Annotated in this window: 17 protein-coding genes; 3 read left to right on the top strand and 14 right to left on the bottom strand. The window is 38.2% G+C overall.

The genetic code is table 11. The features are described 5' to 3' along the window. Positions 1–2 precede the first annotated feature (2 nt). From argF to CBS1_RS02185, 12 genes are all read right to left on the bottom strand, one after another. Positions 3–944, bottom strand: a complete 942-nt coding sequence (gene argF, locus CBS1_RS02240) for an ornithine carbamoyltransferase (RefSeq protein WP_014451518.1) — start codon at positions 942–944, stop codon at positions 3–5. 164 nt (positions 945–1,108) lie between these two features. Then, positions 1,109–1,561: a hypothetical protein gene (locus CBS1_RS02235; protein ID WP_033190894.1), complete on the bottom strand. Its 453-nt coding sequence runs from the start codon at positions 1,559–1,561 to the stop codon at positions 1,109–1,111. 42 nt (positions 1,562–1,603) lie between these two features. After that, positions 1,604–2,335, bottom strand: coding sequence for a hypothetical protein (locus CBS1_RS02230; RefSeq protein WP_033190895.1), 732 nt, complete (start codon positions 2,333–2,335; stop codon positions 1,604–1,606). 11 nt (positions 2,336–2,346) lie between these two features. Further along, the gene (gene yqeK, locus CBS1_RS02225) at positions 2,347–2,925 is read right to left on the bottom strand and encodes a bis(5'-nucleosyl)-tetraphosphatase (symmetrical) YqeK (RefSeq protein ID WP_033190896.1); all 579 of its coding nucleotides are present in this window, start codon (positions 2,923–2,925) and stop codon (positions 2,347–2,349) included. A 33-nt stretch (positions 2,926–2,958) separates the two neighbouring features. Next, the gene (locus CBS1_RS02220) at positions 2,959–3,240 is read right to left on the bottom strand and encodes a DUF503 domain-containing protein (RefSeq protein WP_033190897.1); all 282 of its coding nucleotides are present in this window, start codon (positions 3,238–3,240) and stop codon (positions 2,959–2,961) included. 25 nt (positions 3,241–3,265) lie between these two features. Beyond that, a complete protein-coding gene (gene hslV, locus CBS1_RS02215) occupies positions 3,266–3,826 on the bottom strand; it encodes an ATP-dependent protease subunit HslV (RefSeq protein WP_033190898.1) in 561 nt (186 codons plus the stop codon). A 32-nt stretch (positions 3,827–3,858) separates the two neighbouring features. Continuing rightward, positions 3,859–4,866 (bottom strand): L-threonylcarbamoyladenylate synthase, encoded by a 1,008-nt coding sequence (locus CBS1_RS02210; protein ID WP_033190899.1) that lies wholly within the window; start codon positions 4,864–4,866, stop codon positions 3,859–3,861. A gap of 6 nt (positions 4,867–4,872) precedes the next feature. Beyond that, complete coding sequence (locus tag CBS1_RS02205) at positions 4,873–5,784, bottom strand: phospholipase D-like domain-containing protein (RefSeq protein ID WP_090223272.1); 912 nt, start codon at positions 5,782–5,784, stop codon at positions 4,873–4,875. Between the two features lie 33 nt (positions 5,785–5,817). Beyond that, positions 5,818–6,945, bottom strand: coding sequence for an ABC transporter permease (locus tag CBS1_RS02200; RefSeq protein ID WP_033190901.1), 1,128 nt, complete (start codon positions 6,943–6,945; stop codon positions 5,818–5,820). A gap of 18 nt (positions 6,946–6,963) precedes the next feature. Further along, positions 6,964–7,845, bottom strand: a complete 882-nt coding sequence (locus CBS1_RS02195) for an ABC transporter ATP-binding protein (RefSeq protein WP_033190902.1) — start codon at positions 7,843–7,845, stop codon at positions 6,964–6,966. A gap of 23 nt (positions 7,846–7,868) precedes the next feature. After that, positions 7,869–8,870, bottom strand: coding sequence for an ABC transporter permease (locus CBS1_RS02190; protein ID WP_033190903.1), 1,002 nt, complete (start codon positions 8,868–8,870; stop codon positions 7,869–7,871). Positions 8,871–8,890: 20 nt separating this feature from the next. Further along, entirely contained in the window at positions 8,891–11,953 is a 3,063-nt protein-coding gene (locus tag CBS1_RS02185) for an S-layer homology domain-containing protein (RefSeq protein WP_090223271.1), read from the bottom strand. A gap of 128 nt (positions 11,954–12,081) precedes the next feature. On the opposite strand from CBS1_RS02185, the gene CBS1_RS10415 reads away from it, so the two are divergent. The 3 genes from CBS1_RS10415 (at position 12,082) to CBS1_RS02175 (ending at position 14,309) form a co-directional block, all read left to right on the top strand. Then, complete coding sequence (locus CBS1_RS10415) at positions 12,082–13,011, top strand: DDE-type integrase/transposase/recombinase (RefSeq protein ID WP_033192800.1); 930 nt, start codon at positions 12,082–12,084, stop codon at positions 13,009–13,011. A gap of 303 nt (positions 13,012–13,314) precedes the next feature. Then, positions 13,315–13,767 carry a peroxiredoxin gene (locus tag CBS1_RS02180; RefSeq protein WP_033191061.1) on the top strand — a complete coding sequence of 151 codons (453 nt, stop codon included), beginning with the start codon at positions 13,315–13,317 and terminating at the stop codon, positions 13,765–13,767. A 56-nt stretch (positions 13,768–13,823) separates the two neighbouring features. Continuing rightward, complete coding sequence (locus CBS1_RS02175; protein WP_033191060.1) at positions 13,824–14,309, top strand: ferritin; 486 nt, start codon at positions 13,824–13,826, stop codon at positions 14,307–14,309. 75 nt (positions 14,310–14,384) lie between these two features. Here CBS1_RS02175 and CBS1_RS02170 read toward each other — a convergent pair whose 3' ends face one another. Beyond that, positions 14,385–15,047, bottom strand: a complete 663-nt coding sequence (locus CBS1_RS02170) for a hypothetical protein (RefSeq protein ID WP_090222615.1) — start codon at positions 15,045–15,047, stop codon at positions 14,385–14,387. A 148-nt stretch (positions 15,048–15,195) separates the two neighbouring features. After that, positions 15,196–15,888, bottom strand: a complete 693-nt coding sequence (locus CBS1_RS02165) for an endonuclease V (protein ID WP_241685546.1) — start codon at positions 15,886–15,888, stop codon at positions 15,196–15,198. Position 15,889 lies beyond the last annotated feature (1 nt).

The following is a 15,889-nucleotide window of genomic DNA, read 5'->3' as shown; positions in this document are numbered from 1 at the left end:
TATTACAGCAGAGTTGCTATTAGTATTGCCTTTATCGTGTGTTTTCTGTTCTCTGCTTCGTCCCAGACTCTTGATTGTTTTCCTTCAATGACTTCGAAAGTAACTTCTTCTCCTTTTACAGCTGGTAAGCAGTGCATGAATATTGTTTCTGGTTTTCCTGTCTTTCTCATCAATTCCTCGTTGACCTGGTATGGCTGGAGCAATTTTCTTCTTTCTGCTGCTTTGTCTTCTTCGCCCATAGATGCCCAGACGTCTGTGTAGATGACATCAGCACCTTTGACCGCTTCATCAGGATTGTCTGTGAATTCGATTGTTGCGCCACTTTCTTTTGCAAATTTCATACATTCGTCAACAAGCCATTTTTCCGGTCTGAGTGATTCTGGTGAGCAGATAACATAGTGCATACCCATCTTTGCTGCTCCGACCATGAGAGAGTTTGCCATGTTGTTTCTTCCGTCTCCCATGAAAACAAGTTTAATGCCCTTTAGCCTACCAAATTCTTCTTCGATTGTCTGAAGGTCTGCCAAAACCTGAGTTGGATGGAATAGATCCGTTAAACCGTTGTAAACGGGCACACCTGAATACTTGGCAAGAATCTCAACTGTCTCTTGTTTGAAGCCCCTGAATTCAATTGCGTCAACCATTCTACCTAGCACTCTTGCTGTGTCTTCGATCGATTCTTTCGCACCAAGCTGGATATCTTGTATAGAGAGGAATATTGGATGACCTCCTTCTTCGGCAAACGCTGTCTCAAAAGCCAACCTTGTCCTCGTGGACCTCTTTTCGAAAATTAGCGCAAGAGTTTTACCTACAAATCTTTGATGCCTGATCCCAGCTCGGCTTTCTGCCTTGACCTGTTTTGCGATGTCGAGTAAGTAGCGAATTTCTTCCGGTGTGTTATCCATGAGTGAAAGAATCGAACGACCCTTCATATTTACTGCCATACGCAGTACCTCCCTTATGCTATAAGTTTATAGAAGATTATGTCTTCTGACTGTGAACTATAGTACACGAACAATTTTTGTTTTTCAAGCATTCGTTCTAAACGCATACGTGTGTAAGATTGTGCATACAAAAATATACGGCAAAATGAACAGGTATTTACTGATTAAAAGGTGTAACCCAAGAGAAATTCGACACCTTCAACTTTCGAATTATCGGACAGATAAAATGAAAAGATACCTGTGTTGAAAACTATACTGCCAGCATAGTATTTCGCACCAACACGAACAATACTTGTTATCTTCTCGAAACCAAAATCTGTTATCGGAAAGAGCATTCCTCCTGCTCCGTACAATGAAACTTTTCCAAAGTCAAGTTTCATATCGTATTTAGCGATTCCTCCAAGCATACCAAGATAACGGTTTGAAAAGTCTGTTAAGAACATTGCGGTAAATCCAGTTGTTGTGTTAGGTGTGTTTGCTGTTTGAGAAAATGAATTCACCTCTGCCACTACCAACCATGTTTGGTTAAAGGAATAAAAAGCACCTACGTTTAGTTCAAAAGCCAACCCCAAGGAAAGTATCATAAAAATGCCTAAAACGACAAGAGTTTTTTTCATACTATCCCTCCTCCTTCTCTGTATTTGTGAATATTCCAAAGGTTACTTGTTCTGAAAGTTCTTTGCGAGTTCGGGCAACTTTTCTTCGTCCAAATACGTCCTGTAATAGACATTACCATCAACAGTTATTTTTATTGGCATAGACGTAATCAGTGGGAGTTCCATTGTTTCTATGCTGAATCTCCCCAGTACGTAGTAAAGTTTTGCAAGCGCGGCTTCCGTTATTGCAGATTCTGGTCGTAGAGCTGTTACCTGTTTGGACAAGGATAAATAGTCTGATAGCCTGAGCCCATGTTTACTGTATACTTGAACTAAGTTGTTTATATCTTTTACATTGGCTTTTTGAAAGAATTCTTCTTTTTGATAAACTACATAGGAATAATCTGGTTTCAAACTGAGCAAATCAACGAAGTAAGTTAAGAAGTCTCTTGGACTCCCCTTTGTGGCATCGAGTTTTTTTGAATTAATAAAAAGCGTCACAGGAACATCAATCATGTATACTGCTTTTTTCTCTCCGCTGACGATGAGAAGTTTATTTTTTGCTTTGGTTTCTACAAGATTTTCGATATTTGAAGTATTAACTGGATAAACGAAATAATAAACAGAAATTTTATTTAAGTCGAAATCTGGGGAATTCCTTATTGCGGCAATTCTGATACCAAAATAAAGAAATACAAGGATAACAGCTACACCTAAAATTATGAGTACTATCTTTCCGTAACCGCCTTCTGTTCTTTTTCTTTGTTTACCAACGTAGCTTTTGTTTGTTTTCATAATCCTTGGGTTCACTCCTTTCTCTCAACCAATTTGTTCCACGTTTCTGTTGTCAGTGGTAATAGGTAAAGGTCGTGCGTTACTGCGTATATGATTTTATTTTTGATTATCTCAAAATATGCGACATTTAAGTCGTAAAAAGCTATTTCCCTGAGCTGGTTAACCTTTTCATAAAGTCTTGTCAATTCTAGAGAATCGGCCAGGGCAAGAGCTTTTGCATAAGGCCCGAAATCCGGATGTCCAGAAGTATGATAAGCGATTCCTAATAGCACGTCTTCGTCGATTATCTTATACTTCCTTTTCAAGAATTCAGCCGCAACAAGTCCGTGTAACAAGATTGGTCTTTTTTCGATGATACCTGTAACAGGGATTTGATAGGCAGTAGCCATCTTCTTAAGTTTTTTCTCTGGTACGTCTCTGAATAGGTCGTGGGCAAGTGCCATAATTGTCAGTTTGTCGCTATCCAGATTGTATCTTTTCGCTAACCGAGAACAAAAGTCAACCACACCGTTCACATGTTCAATTCTTTCAGGCTTTACCAGTTTGTTTACTAGTATTTTAAGGTCTTCTATTATGAATTCAGCGTTCATACGTTACCTCCTAGTTACAAGCTTTTCAAAAAATCAGAAATGATGAAAATCGTAAGTGAATTCTTCTATAGTGTACCTGCTTTCTACGTAAGTTTCAATACTATCTAATTTTGCTTCGGCGTCGTTTTCACTAAGTGTTGCAAAAGCGATTCCGATGAGAATGTAGTCTTTTGAATCTTGTCTTCCCGATTCAATTGCGGATATCTCAAACCGTTTTTTCAAATCATTTACAAGGCTTCGCACTATGCTCCGTTTTTCTTTCAATGAGTTGACACCGAAGAGCTTTATGAGTATTGTTCCGTATCCAACTACCATATGCGTTAGTGCACCCACTTATATTTTATTCTAATTCCTCGACCGTTATATTTTCATTAGTGTAGATGCATATCTCACTGGCGATTTTCATAGCTTGCTCTGCGATGCTTCTTGCATCTAGATTTGTATTTCTAATCAACGCCCTTGCCGCTGCCAATGCATATGGACCACCGGAACCTATTGCAGCTATATCTTCGTCTGGTTGGATTACTTCGCCAGTTCCTGAAAGAATCAAAAGGTGTTCCTTATCAGCGACAATGAGCATGGCTTCGAGTCGTCTTAAAGCTCTATCCAATCTCCAATCCTTTGCAAGTTCAATTGCTGCTTTCAGCAGATTTCCATTCCATTCCCTGTATTTTGTCTCAAAACGTTCAAGCAGCGTCATAGCATCTGCAACTGCACCTGCGAATCCTGCAAGTACCTTGCCATCGCCAATCTTTCTGACCTTTCTTGCCGTGCCTTTCATAACCGTTGCTCCGTAGGTAACTTGACCATCGGCGGCCATAACAACCTTTCCGTCTTTCCTAACTGCTAGAACGGTAGTTGAATGCCAAAGTTTTTCTTCTCTTTCTACAGATTCGGACATGATTTTTCCCTCCTGCTGAATCAAGTATATTTTCATTGCTTGGAAACCGCTTTCTTGATCCTGTTCATTATCGAAAAGAATATACCTTCTTCTGGAAGCTTTTCGATAATAGCTTCTGGATAAGAGCTTTTATCAACAAATCTCAAACTTTTGTAGAGGTTCTGTGCAATTGTGTATGGCTTTCCAAATTCCCCAATTATATGTACATTTTTGGCACCTTTCAAATACTTTTCGTAGGTTTCACGTGTGCACAAAATCAAAACATCCTTATTAGCATAATCGCTTATTTTATCTTTTTCAACGAGGCTTAAGTTTTTCTCTGGAGCGTAATGTCTATACTTCATGCCTGGTGCCAAGGGCTTTTCGTTTGACTTAGGAACATAATACTCCACACCGCCGAACTCTCCGAATATTTCGTTCAGTTCTTCTATAGTAACAGGTCCTGGACGAAGGACCAAAGGTTTTTCTTTTGTTAAATCAATGATTGTCGATTCTATTCCAAAAGCGCTTTCACCGGCATCGATGATGCATTCCACACGCCCGTACAAATCTTCAATCACACTCTTAGCATCCGTGGGACTTGGTCTGCCAGAAAGATTTGCGCTTGGAGCTGCTATTGGCCCTGCACATTGGGATAATCGTTGAGCAACAGGATGAGCAGGTATGCGAACGCCGACGGTATCCAGCCCTGCTGTTACTACTAGAGGAATGTTTTTCTTCTTTTTGAGCACAAACGTTACAGGTCCTGGTGTTAGTTTTTTGATTATATTCAAGTACCTTGGCTCGAGGTAAGCAACACTTTCCAGTTGTCCAAGACTAGAAAGGTGCACTATCAATGGATTATCCTGTGGCCTTCCTTTTACTTCAAATATCCTTCTAACTGCATCTGGATTTAGTGCAAGTGCGCCAAGCCCGTAAACTGTTTCCGTTGGAAAGGCCACTAGTCCTCCCTTTCTAAGAATATTGCAAGCGTATTCGATGGAATCGTTGTACAAATCGTTTATCTTGATGACCTTTGTTTCGATAATTATCTTACTCATTGCTACTTACCAACTCCCATTCGTCAGTGCTTCGAAAACTTGTTCATACAACTTAACGATTCTTCGATTCTTTGTACTCCAAATCATTTCGACGTTTCTGTGAAAACCGCTTTCTGTGTAGTTTGTAGAACCTGTGAACAGTTGATTATCAACGATTATGAATTTATGATGGAGCATCCTTTTATTAATTACCTTTGCGTGGTTTCGAAGGTACTTTGATATAGGACTACCAAGAAACCACTTATCTGTGACTATTCTTACGTCTACTCCTTGACTCTGCTTCCATTTTATTGCGGTCAGTATATTTTTGTCGGTAAATGCATACATGCAGATATAGATTCTTCTATGCGCCTTTTGTATTGATTTTAGTACAAGTCCTTCAGCATTATCGACTGGTGAAACCAGAAAGTCTTTGACTGTTCCAATTTTACCATAATTCCAAATATATAGGAAGAACTCTTTAAATCTCTGAGTGTAACTTCGTGGAAATACAAGTATATCGTTTAGTCCCATTTCTAAACCACTGATACTGAAATTGGCTGAGCCAAATAAAACACCGTGGTCATTTACCATAAACTTTACATGGTGTAATCCCTTTGAAGCATCAATCTTCGAAGGTAATCCAACCACGGCTTTTTCAGTTATTACTTTAACATCGACACCTCTGCTTTGAAGGTTTCTGAGAGCCGAGAGAATCGCCGGATGACTAACATCGAGAGCAGATACGTAAAGGAAAGTATCAGATGAGCTGATAAAGTTCACAGCAAGATTCGTTAGCGGTTCTTGTTCCGTGAAGTATACAGAAACATTTGACGGTGAATTTAGTACATTTGGAAGTAACAAACCTATGATTATTAAGGCGGGCAATATCAAAAGACAAATTCCTAAAACAAGTTTCGAACCGTCATATACGTTCATGAAAGCTCTCGTCCCTTGTTTTATGTGCTTTTATTAAGATTCGGATACCTTTAGCCGTTTCGAAAAAATCGCAAGACTAACTGACATAATAATTATATACACCACTGGAACAAGAAAATGTCCACTTTCTAATGCACTTAGCTGCTTTGTCATACGCATAGCGTCTACAATGTACGTAAGCGGCAAAATTTTAGCTATGCTTTTAACTATCGGATTTGCGAACTTCAATGGGAAATAAAAACCTCCTGCGAACATCTGAACTTGGAAATAGATCTGCCCAAAAACGAAGATCCTTGAGGCTTTTTTATTGGAGATTATCAAAACGTTTAAGACTAATAAGGTTAGAAGAATACATGCGATAGAGCCATGCAAAAGAAGAGAAGGTAAGTAGCTAATAACATCCACACCCTTTAAAATAGCAAAAAAGCTTAAGACAGATATTCCCAAAACGAGTTGGATTACATCAACGATAGCAATGAACACGAGCACGTAGATAATGTTAACCGGTGTTGTGTAAAAACGACGTAGTACACCTTTTCTGTAGATGTATTCAACCTCACTCAAGAAACCAAAAAGAAAGACCGACAAGAACGCCATCCCAACAACTCCCGGATAAATGAATTCGTTGTATTCGAATTCAGCTTTGGACAAATTGTGGATTTCAAGAGACACCGATTCTTTTATCCCGAGGGAATCAAAAACGCTTGACAAAATATTTCCCGCAAGTTTTGATTCCTGCCTTAGCGGAACGTAATAAATATCAACTAAAACTCTACGATGAAACTGCGTTTTTTGAAGAAAGAGCGCTAACTGGAGTTGTGAATCAAAATTTTCAGGAAGTACTACATATGCGTGTATCTTTCCTGCACGTAACTCCTTTTCTAGTTCTTTCAGCTTGGACAAACGTTCATTATCGTTGGCAAAATCTACAAACACTACATTGAACTGCTGTATATTTTCAAAGGCTTTCTTCAAAATGTTACTTTCACCCAGAATTTTAACTTTTAACTCAACGTTTTCTTCTACGTTTCCGAATATAGTTGTTAGGATTAAGAACAGTATGCTTGGAAATAGTACAAGCCAAAAGACTGATTCTTTTGACCTTAGAAAGAACTGCTTAAATAATGAAACGAAGAGTTCCTTTAAACCATGTACTTTCATGGATTTCCTCCCAGATTTCTAATCAATTTTACGACCGGTCAGTTTCAGAAATACATCTTCAAGTGTTGGGTGTCTTAGTACGAAATTTCTGACGTTCGCGGAAAGGAGTTTTTCTATAACCGGTATTGGATCGTTAACGGTGACATACGCGTATTCTCCAGAAATTATTAATTCCTGAATATTGACCTTGTCAGCGTACTGCTTAGGAAATTCGATGACAGAATTCAGATTTGATGAAGTTATCAATTCTTGTGGGGTACCGTGCGCGATGATTTTCCCGTGGTCCATAATATAAACTCTATCTGATAGTTGATGTGCTTCATCCATATAATGCGTTGTAAGAATTATCGATTTTCCAGCGTCCTTGTATTTCAAAATCACGTCCCACAAGTGCCTCCGAGCTTGTGGATCCAAACCAACTGTAGGTTCATCCAGAAAAACGATATCTGGATCGTTTATAAATGCCAAAGCAACAGCCAACCGTTGTTTTTGACCTCCAGAAAGATGCCTTATTTTTGTCTTTAACTTTTCTCCTAACTGAAATGTTTCAACGATCTCATCTATATCAAGATTCTTTTGATAGAAAGATGCGTACAACCTAAGAGTTTCGAGCACTGTAAGGTCTTCGAAAAAGAAATTCTCCTGTAAGCAGACGCCGATTCTTTCCTTTACTTCATCGACCGTTTTCTCGTAACTACCAAAGTAAACTATTTGCCCGCTGTCTGGTTTTCTTAATCCTTCCAGCATTTCAACGGTCGTTGTCTTACCTGCTCCATTAGGTCCAAGTATGGAAATAACTTCCCCTTTTCGAAGTTCTACGGAAACTCCATCAACCGCTTTTACTGATTGGTAGTACTTCTTAAGGTCTGTAGCAACAAGTACTAGATTGCTTGCTTCCATGAATATCACCTACCACAGCTTTGCTATCTATTCTCTAAAAGGAGTAATCTCTTTGTTGCGGAACTGCCCACAACTAATCCTAATAGGATAAAAACGAAGTTAATCAGGTAAAAAGTGAAATCATCAAGGACAGGGATTTCGTAAACCTTTTGAAATAACAAGTGAACGTATCTTGGAGTTGTAATATAAGAAGCGAAGCGTAGAGCTTTCGGTAGGAAGTCAATTGGGAAGTAGACACCTGAGAAGAATATGAATATCGTATAAAGTACTTGTGCGATACCTTGGGCCGATTTTTTAAACAGTAGGCCCAAGATTGTTCCAATTGTTAGGTTTGCCAAAACGGAACTGACGACAACCAAAAAATATACGGGCAGTTTTGTGAAACCAACTATCAAATTGGCGTTGAATATGACTTTTGAAAGCAGGAGCACAACAAAGGAGGAAACGATACCAGTTGATACATTTGCTCCAGCACAACTGAGAAACAACTCGAGGTGAGAGACAGGGGTTACAGAGAGCCTTTTAAACAAGCCATATCTCACATACTCGGAATAAATACTAACGCCAGCGTTCATTCCGACCGAAAGTAGCGATACAGCAACAACACCAATCATGATGTACTCAAGAGAGCTTAGTTCTCTACCAATACTTACAGGATGCGGATTAACTACAACAGGTTTCGCTGTGTTCTTTCCAGAATAGCGCAATCTAAAGACTTCGAGTTCGTAGTCATTTTGAAATAGATTTGACTTTAGGAAAACTTCAACTTTTCCACCTCTGGCAATCACAACTGCGTCGTATGAACTTTTCTCAATTTCTTCTTTGATGGGTATTTCTGAAAGCCTTGTCCAGTTTTCGAAATCTAATTCGATAGGTCTATCAGAGTAAAAAGCAACAGACGTATTCGTCTGTTGCTTTCCAAATACTGCGCCGAATAGTATTAAGAAAACTATTGGAAGAAGTAGATTCATAAAAAATAGAAATCTGTTTCTAAAATTTACGAGAAGAAATGAGTAAAAAAGCATGTTATTCTCCTTTTTCTGAGCTATTGGTTTATTACAAGGTAGACGATGATACCAGTTATAGCTAGTCCAAAGATTACCAACCAGTTCTTTAAAATGCTATTCTCGGCTTTCAAACTGTTCAGTTCCTTTTCCAAATTGTTCACAGAAGTTGAAATCTGTGAAACCTGTTCTCTGTCAGCTTTACTTTCGTTCAATGTTTTTACTTGTTCATAAGCATTGCTGATTCGTTCTTGATTCTGCTGAATTTGTTCTTGAGTTTGTTGAGTAACAGTTTTTAGCATGTTAATTTCTTCTTTAGCATTTTCTACATCAGTTGTGGTTTCCTCTATCAACTTTCTAACTTCCGTCAATTCTGTACGTGCTTTTTCCTGATCTGAAGAGATTTTTTGAACTTCTTTGTATATCAGTTCTTCAATTTCCTCAATTCTTTCGAATATATCGTTTTTGAGATTTTCAATGCTCTCAGAAAATTGAGATGAACTCTCGTTTAATCTTGCTTCCAAGATATCTTTTGTTGCAAATGTTTCAAGGGATTTTTCTATGCTAGTGATTTTATTTTCGATGTTTACAATCACCACATGCGTGTTTGAAATAGTTTCGTCTTGTTCCTTAACTTGTTTCTCCAAAGAATCAATGCGTTCACTTAAAGCAATGTTTTTACTTACTATTCGGTTATTAATTTCGTCTATGAGGTTGTTCGTAACTTGAATGTTCTTTTCCAGGTAATCAAGTCTTTGCTCGTGGTTACCCACTGTTTCTTTAAGGTCTGCCACAACTTGCTGTGTTGCTTGTTGCACTGCCTTGATTCCGTTCAATGAATTACTAAGTACTTTTGTTTCATTTGAGAGAGTGTCACAAAGTTTTGCTAAGTTCTGCAAGTTTACTTCCAATGATTCGAGTTTTTCATTAATTGAAGGAATTATCGAAAGGACCTTTTCAGAAACCTCTTTTGAAAAGATCTCTTGATTTTCTCCTATCTTTTCGATCCTTTCTGCCAGCTTAGATACTGTTGTTTTTAGATTTACTACTTCCTTATCAATGGATTTTACCTTATCAGTCAGAGAATCGAAGTTTGTTGATATAGACGAGATCTTACCGGCATCAAGTTCAACGGTTTTAGCCAGAGAAACAGTTTGTTTCTGTAACTCATCCACCAACTTGCTGATTGAATTAACAGTACTTTTCAAATCAGAAATTTCTCCTGCTACGTTGGTATCAAAGGTACCAATTGAACTTGAGTACGATACACTATCCGCTCTTTGCACATTGCTGTCCCTTAAGCTTTCTAAGTTTTGCAACCTGCTTTCAATTTGTTTAATTTTTTCCTGGATGTCTAAAGTCAGAGATAACACCTTCTGTATGTTCTGGTTGACAGAATTCAGCTGAGCCGTTGTTGCTCGCTTCTGAACGTCGTCTTCTATTTTCTTGACCTTATCCTTTAGAGAATTCATCTCAGTAATAAGAGTTTGATAATTAGCATCCTGGGAAAGCTTTCCGGATATCTGCGAGACCTTTGCAACTAAATCATCTGTTAACCTGGCCAATTCGATATATTTGTCAGAAACGCTTTGTAATCTTCTTTCTATTTCATCAATCCTTTGATTTTTCATTTGGATCTCCTGCAATAGGGTTTGAACTTTTTTATCATCAGCAGGTAATACTTTGAACTCGCTTAGCAATTCTCTGACAGACTGTACTTCTCGCTTTAGATTCTCAATTTCATCTTTGTCAGCATAATTGTTGCTTAGTTGATATTTCTTCTCCAGTTGATTTAATTTCTCTGCCAAAGAATTCATCGTGGTTTCTATACTTGAAACCTTTGTTAAACTTTCTTCTAATGCCTTAATTTCAGCACTTTCAAGAATCTTGATTTTAAGTTCCTCAAGCAAAGTTTCACTGTATTTTAGTTCTGAGACCAACTGTTGTGTATCTTTACTTTGGCTTTTTTCGGAAATTTCTTTGATCTTCGCGAATAATTCGTTTAATCTCTTCTTTATTTCTTCATCTTCTCCAAATAAAGTCTCAAGCTGTTTTGAAAGATTATCGACCTTCTTGCTCAGTGTATCAAGCTCGTTTTGAATTTTCGCGTCGCTTTTCGATAGGGTGGAGATACTTTCCTGCAAAAAAACAATTTCTACGAGTATCTTTGAAATATCGTCTTCGCTTGGTGTACCCGGTTCTGTAGCAAAAATTTTCTCTTTAAGAGACTTTATCTCAAGTATAGAGCTTTGGATTTCGTAAACTTTACTGCTCAAATTTTGAACATCGGCTTTTAAAAGTTCCAAAGATGCTAATCTTTCCTTTAACTCTTTGATTTCAGCTTCTACGTCCGCATTGCTTTCGGCAGCAGAAGTTGCTTTCTGGCTCTGAAGAGCATCTTGAAGTTGTTTAAGTTTGGAATTCAGACTATTTTCAAGTTCCTTTAATGAATCGCTGATTCTTGAAATTGAGTCGGAAAGGCTTTTGGAAGACTTCTCAAGGGTATCTAGGCGGGAATTCAGGCTTGTATACTTGCTATTTAGTTCATTTATTGATTTTTTTAGAGATTCCTGAGTTTCGTTCAACGTATTTACCTTTTGTTCGACAGAACTTATGGAAGTGACGGACTTATTGAGGGTTGATTTGTAGGCGTTGAGATCCTCGGATGTCTTTTTAAGTTCTTGTGAAAGCCTGCTTATGGATAACTGGATTTCTTCTATATCCTTTCTAAAAGTCGATTTTGCTTCATCCTGTTCTTTGCGAAGTGTATCAACAGATTGTTGAATACTTGAAACTTGGCTCTGCTGAGGTATTTCAGAAAACTTTGCTTGAATATTGGTAACTTTATTATCTATTTCTTTAAGACCTTCATCAAATAGAGAATATAACCTGTAAAGCAACATAACAACTTGATATCTGGTCACCGTTTCATTTCCTCTAAATGTTCCATCAGGGAACCCCGAGATAATTCCGAGGCTGCTCATCTTTTCAACAGCTTCGTAGGCCCAGTGCGATTGCGGGACGTCCTTATATTCTGCGTGCAAAACTACTGAAAGTAACACAAATGAGACAATGAATACCATTTTAAAGATACTTTTCCTCATGTGACTTCCCCCCTTGGTAGAAATGATGCTGTTAACTAAAAGTATTGAAAATTTCCAAAAACCGTATTATCTTCTTATTAGTGGAACACCCCCCACCATCAATTCTCACAAAAAGGAGGTACTCCACTATGCAAAATTCTGTAGTCTCTTGCCCCAAATGCGGCTCTACCAACATCTACAAAAACGGTCATGATAAGTACGGTAACCAACAATACTTTTGCAAAGACTGTAAGCGCACTTTCAGACTTGTTCATTCAAAAAAACACAAGCTCTTCTCTTTCCCTTATCCTAAATGCCCTGTCTGTGGAAAAACTATGCAAATCCACAAAATCAAAAAAGCCTTCGTTAAGTTCCGTTGCCGTTCTTGCCATACCAGAGACGAAATCCCAACTAACTTACCTCAATTTGTCCCTCTTCCTTTCGACTCTTTCAAGTTCTTCCGTTTCCCTATCTTTATTGTTCTTAAAGCCTTCGTCCTTTATTTCAAAGCTGTGTCCTTGCGTTCCATCAGAGACTCACTTAATATCAAAGTCTCTCATGTCGCTATCTACAAGTGGATCCTTAAGTTGTCTTGTTTCTTTTCCATCCTCGTTCCTGTAGATGCTTTCAAAGTCCATGGTGATGAAACTGTCGTTTTGTTTAAATCCAAAAAGTACTATGTTTGGTTCTTAGTTGAGCACGATTCGAATCTTATTGTTGCTTGGCATGTATCCAAATATCGCGATATGGGTCAAGTGAAGATATTGTTAGAGAAGTTCTTTGGTAACAACGAAAGAACAATCGAACTAATTACAGATGGACTTGGTGCATATGGTGCAGTGAAGATACTATACAAGAATATCAATCATATTGTTGTGAGACTTGGGCAAAACAATCAATGTGAATCGAAGTTTTCGTTATTCCAAGACTTTGTACGAGCCAAGCGTGGATTTAAGAATATTGACAATCTTCCAATGTACGTAAACAGTTTTTGTGTAGTGAGAAATCTCTTGAAACTGAATGGCAATGATATTGCGCGTGTTATGAGTGTTCTATTGTCTTCCATCACTACAAGTTAACAGCATCAAAGGATGTGATGAGAGAATATTAACCCTGAACAGTGGGTTCATGTATATTATACCACACATTTCAGGGAAGTTGCAATTGTTACTTTGTAGTTTTGGGTGATTTAAGCTTAAGACAGTTGAATTTTCACCATTTTCTCGTCAAAACATATTATCTCTTTCAATCCAGAGAACCTCAACAATGGTTCTCCGGATTGATTTTTGTGAAACATTCCTTTTCTCAGAGTGGTTGACTTATAAAATTATATAAGGTATAATATATTAGGTAGTACAAACTTTTACAAAGGAGTGAAATTTATGTTAGAAAAAGGGCAGTTTGCACCAGATTTTGAATTGTTTGATACAAGCTTGCAGAAGGTAAAGCTTTCTGAAATTGAAGGTAAAGTAGTATTAGTATTCTATCCAGGGGCGTTTACCAGCGTATGTGAGAAAGAACTTTGCACATTTCGAGACATGTTGGCGAAATTCAATAACTTAGACGCTACCGTTCTTGGAATTAGTGTTGATAGTCCTTTTGCTAACAAAGCCTTTGCAGAGAAGAACAGACTTAACTTCAGGTTGTTGTCTGATTTCGGAGGCGTTGTTGCAAAGCAATATGGTGGTGTGCATGAGAACTTCGCTGGTATACCAAATTACGTAGTGGCTAAGAGAGCGGTATTTGTTGTTGAAAATGGAAAGGTTGTCTATTCATGGCTTACTGAGGATCCAAGAATCGAACCACCTTATGAAGAAATAGAAGAGGTGCTCTAAAGAGATCCAAGGTTTCTTCTTACAGCAATTAAAAAACTCAAAGGGAGGTGGCAAAGATGAGTGAGAAGGTATACAAAGCTTTGAATGAACAAGTGGGTAAGGAGGTTTTCTCAGCTTATTTGTACTTATCAATGGCAACGTATTTTGATTCAATTGATTTGCCTGGTTTTGCAAAATGGATGAAAGTTCAAGCAAAAGAAGAATTGGGGCATGCGATGAAAATCTATGATTTTCTTTACGAGAGAGGTTCCAGAGTTGAGTTACCGGCTTTAGAAAAGCCCAAAGCTACTTGGAAAAGCCCGCTTGAAGCTTTTGAGGCAGCATACGAACATGAGAAATTCATAACAAAGAGCATTAATACGATATTAGAACTTGCAAGGAAGGAGAACGACTACGCAACGGAGCAATTCCTTTCTTGGTTTGTAAAAGAACAGGTTGAAGAAGAAGCGCAGACTGATATAATCGTGAGAAAGCTCAAGAAACTTCAGGATAGTCCAACAGGTTTGTATATGCTTGATAGGGAGCTCGGAAGTAGGGAGTAAGATAAAAGTTCCTGCAAACAATAGAAAAAAAGCCAGGCATCAAGCCTGGCTTTCTGTTTTGGTTTTTCCAAGTCTTTATCTTCGTTGCTTGAAGAATTTTGCTATGTATCCTTGTTTGAACAAATTAGGTCTATGCTCTAACCTTGTCATAAGTTCTTTTGCAGGTAGCAGGTAGGTTTTTCCACCAATCGTTATACTTTCATTAACCTCAAAAGTTCTTGTGAAACCTGTAATTTTGACGTCGTCGCCCTCTTTTAAGCTCTTCCAGAACGGCACAACAGAGGCTGGCAACTTGTACTCTTTGCTGTTTTCATCAACAATCAATATTTCTACAGAGGTTCTGCTCACCAAAATCTTTTTGATCTTAGCCTTAACCTCTGTTAGCTGAACATTTTCTGGAACGATGTTTCTAAAAACCAACTTGTACCCTTTTGCTTCAAGGCTAACAGGAACAAAGGCTGTGATTTTTGACCCTTTTAATACTACTTTCTCTTCAGGTTTTAATAGTGTTCCGAGGTTTCCAGTAAATGGAATTTTAACTTCCGTTGCTTCGTCTGATACTACGGTGTAACCAAATCCGGCAGGTCTGTAAACAACTTCTTTTATAGTTCCTGTAATCTCAAAAGGTGTCTTTTCAAGAATGAAGTTTTCTAGCATTCCCAAGGCCTTGGGTTGTGTGGCAGCGAAAATCATAAGCGCACCAGCGAGTATAACAAGCAAAGATAAGACCCTTCTCATAGACACACCTCCCTTTTACAAAGAGTGTGGTAACTGATTTTGAACCCCGTTCCGCCGTATATTGTATTTGTCAAACCTTAAAAAATCCTTAGAATTTTTTGAATAGGTAAGATGATAAGGCAGGATATACTTAGGCATGTTCGAATTTTCAGGACCCTTTAAACTTCTGCGAGTATAAGTGCGCTAACCTCACAGGTTCAGGGAGTTTGAAACCGTTTAGGAGTGATTTTACTATATGTAGGGAACTATCCAAGTCTGTTTTGTATCCAGGGGATATTATTATCGGTTTTGTGTTCTTCTTTGACAAATAGCAATAACCTAAGACTTCTTCGTCTTGGCCCTTTAGCAATGTAGCTTGACCTACGGTAGATGGTTTTTGACACTTTCCATACAGCACGCTTTTTGCTATACCTATGGTAGGCAAATCCAACAGAATACCCACGTGGCTCGCTATTCCGAGTTTTCGTGGATGCGCAATCCCTTGACCATCAAATAACGCGACATCTGGTCTATTTTTCAGCTTTTCAAAGCATTTAATTATGACCGGTGCTTCCCGAAATGCAAGAAAGCCTGGAATATATGGGAAGGTGACCTTCATGCGTTCGGAAACTACTTCAACAATTTCAAGTTCTTTGTTTATCAGCACAACAATCCCCAACGCTTGGTCATCAATATAGCTAACATCAACACCCGCAATTAAAGATATCTGAGAAAAATCAAGTGGACAGAGGGCGAGTCTCTTTGCCAACTCTTTTTGTATCTGTTCCGCTTCTTCTAATGTTTTCGGTTCCATATAGTCCGAAAGAGTTTTAACATCCACCATGCTAACATCAAAATCCACC

It is taken from the genome of Fervidobacterium changbaicum (genome assembly GCF_004117075.1).
Taxonomy (GTDB): domain Bacteria; phylum Thermotogota; class Thermotogae; order Thermotogales; family Fervidobacteriaceae; genus Fervidobacterium; species Fervidobacterium islandicum.
This window is presented reverse-complemented; position numbering and strand designations above follow the sequence as displayed.

What these genes read in the sequence shown, in the direction of transcription:
- CBS1_RS02200 (WP_033190901.1), bottom strand. Translation starts at nt 6,945, where the DNA reads ATGAAAGTACATGGTTTAAAGGAACTCTTCGTTTCATTATTTAAGCAG.
- CBS1_RS02220 (WP_033190897.1), bottom strand. Translation starts at nt 3,240, where the DNA reads ATGGTAGTTGGATACGGAACAATACTCATAAAGCTCTTCGGTGTCAAC.
- CBS1_RS02230 (WP_033190895.1), bottom strand. Translation starts at nt 2,335, where the DNA reads ATGAAAACAAACAAAAGCTACGTTGGTAAACAAAGAAAAAGAACAGAA.
- argF (WP_014451518.1), bottom strand. Translation starts at nt 944, where the DNA reads ATGGCAGTAAATATGAAGGGTCGTTCGATTCTTTCACTCATGGATAAC.
- CBS1_RS02235 (WP_033190894.1), bottom strand. Translation starts at nt 1,561, where the DNA reads ATGAAAAAAACTCTTGTCGTTTTAGGCATTTTTATGATACTTTCCTTG.
- CBS1_RS02190 (WP_033190903.1), bottom strand. Translation starts at nt 8,870, where the DNA reads ATGCTTTTTTACTCATTTCTTCTCGTAAATTTTAGAAACAGATTTCTA.
- CBS1_RS10415 (WP_033192800.1), top strand. Translation starts at nt 12,082, where the DNA reads ATGCAAAATTCTGTAGTCTCTTGCCCCAAATGCGGCTCTACCAACATC.
- yqeK (WP_033190896.1), bottom strand. Translation starts at nt 2,925, where the DNA reads ATGAACGCTGAATTCATAATAGAAGACCTTAAAATACTAGTAAACAAA.
- CBS1_RS02210 (WP_033190899.1), bottom strand. Translation starts at nt 4,866, where the DNA reads ATGAGTAAGATAATTATCGAAACAAAGGTCATCAAGATAAACGATTTG.
- hslV (WP_033190898.1), bottom strand. Translation starts at nt 3,826, where the DNA reads ATGTCCGAATCTGTAGAAAGAGAAGAAAAACTTTGGCATTCAACTACC.
- CBS1_RS02195 (WP_033190902.1), bottom strand. Translation starts at nt 7,845, where the DNA reads ATGGAAGCAAGCAATCTAGTACTTGTTGCTACAGACCTTAAGAAGTAC.
- CBS1_RS02170 (WP_090222615.1), bottom strand. Translation starts at nt 15,047, where the DNA reads ATGAGAAGGGTCTTATCTTTGCTTGTTATACTCGCTGGTGCGCTTATG.
- CBS1_RS02205 (WP_090223272.1), bottom strand. Translation starts at nt 5,784, where the DNA reads ATGAACGTATATGACGGTTCGAAACTTGTTTTAGGAATTTGTCTTTTG.
- CBS1_RS02175 (WP_033191060.1), top strand. Translation starts at nt 13,824, where the DNA reads ATGAGTGAGAAGGTATACAAAGCTTTGAATGAACAAGTGGGTAAGGAG.
- CBS1_RS02185 (WP_090223271.1), bottom strand. Translation starts at nt 11,953, where the DNA reads ATGAGGAAAAGTATCTTTAAAATGGTATTCATTGTCTCATTTGTGTTA.
- CBS1_RS02180 (WP_033191061.1), top strand. Translation starts at nt 13,315, where the DNA reads ATGTTAGAAAAAGGGCAGTTTGCACCAGATTTTGAATTGTTTGATACA.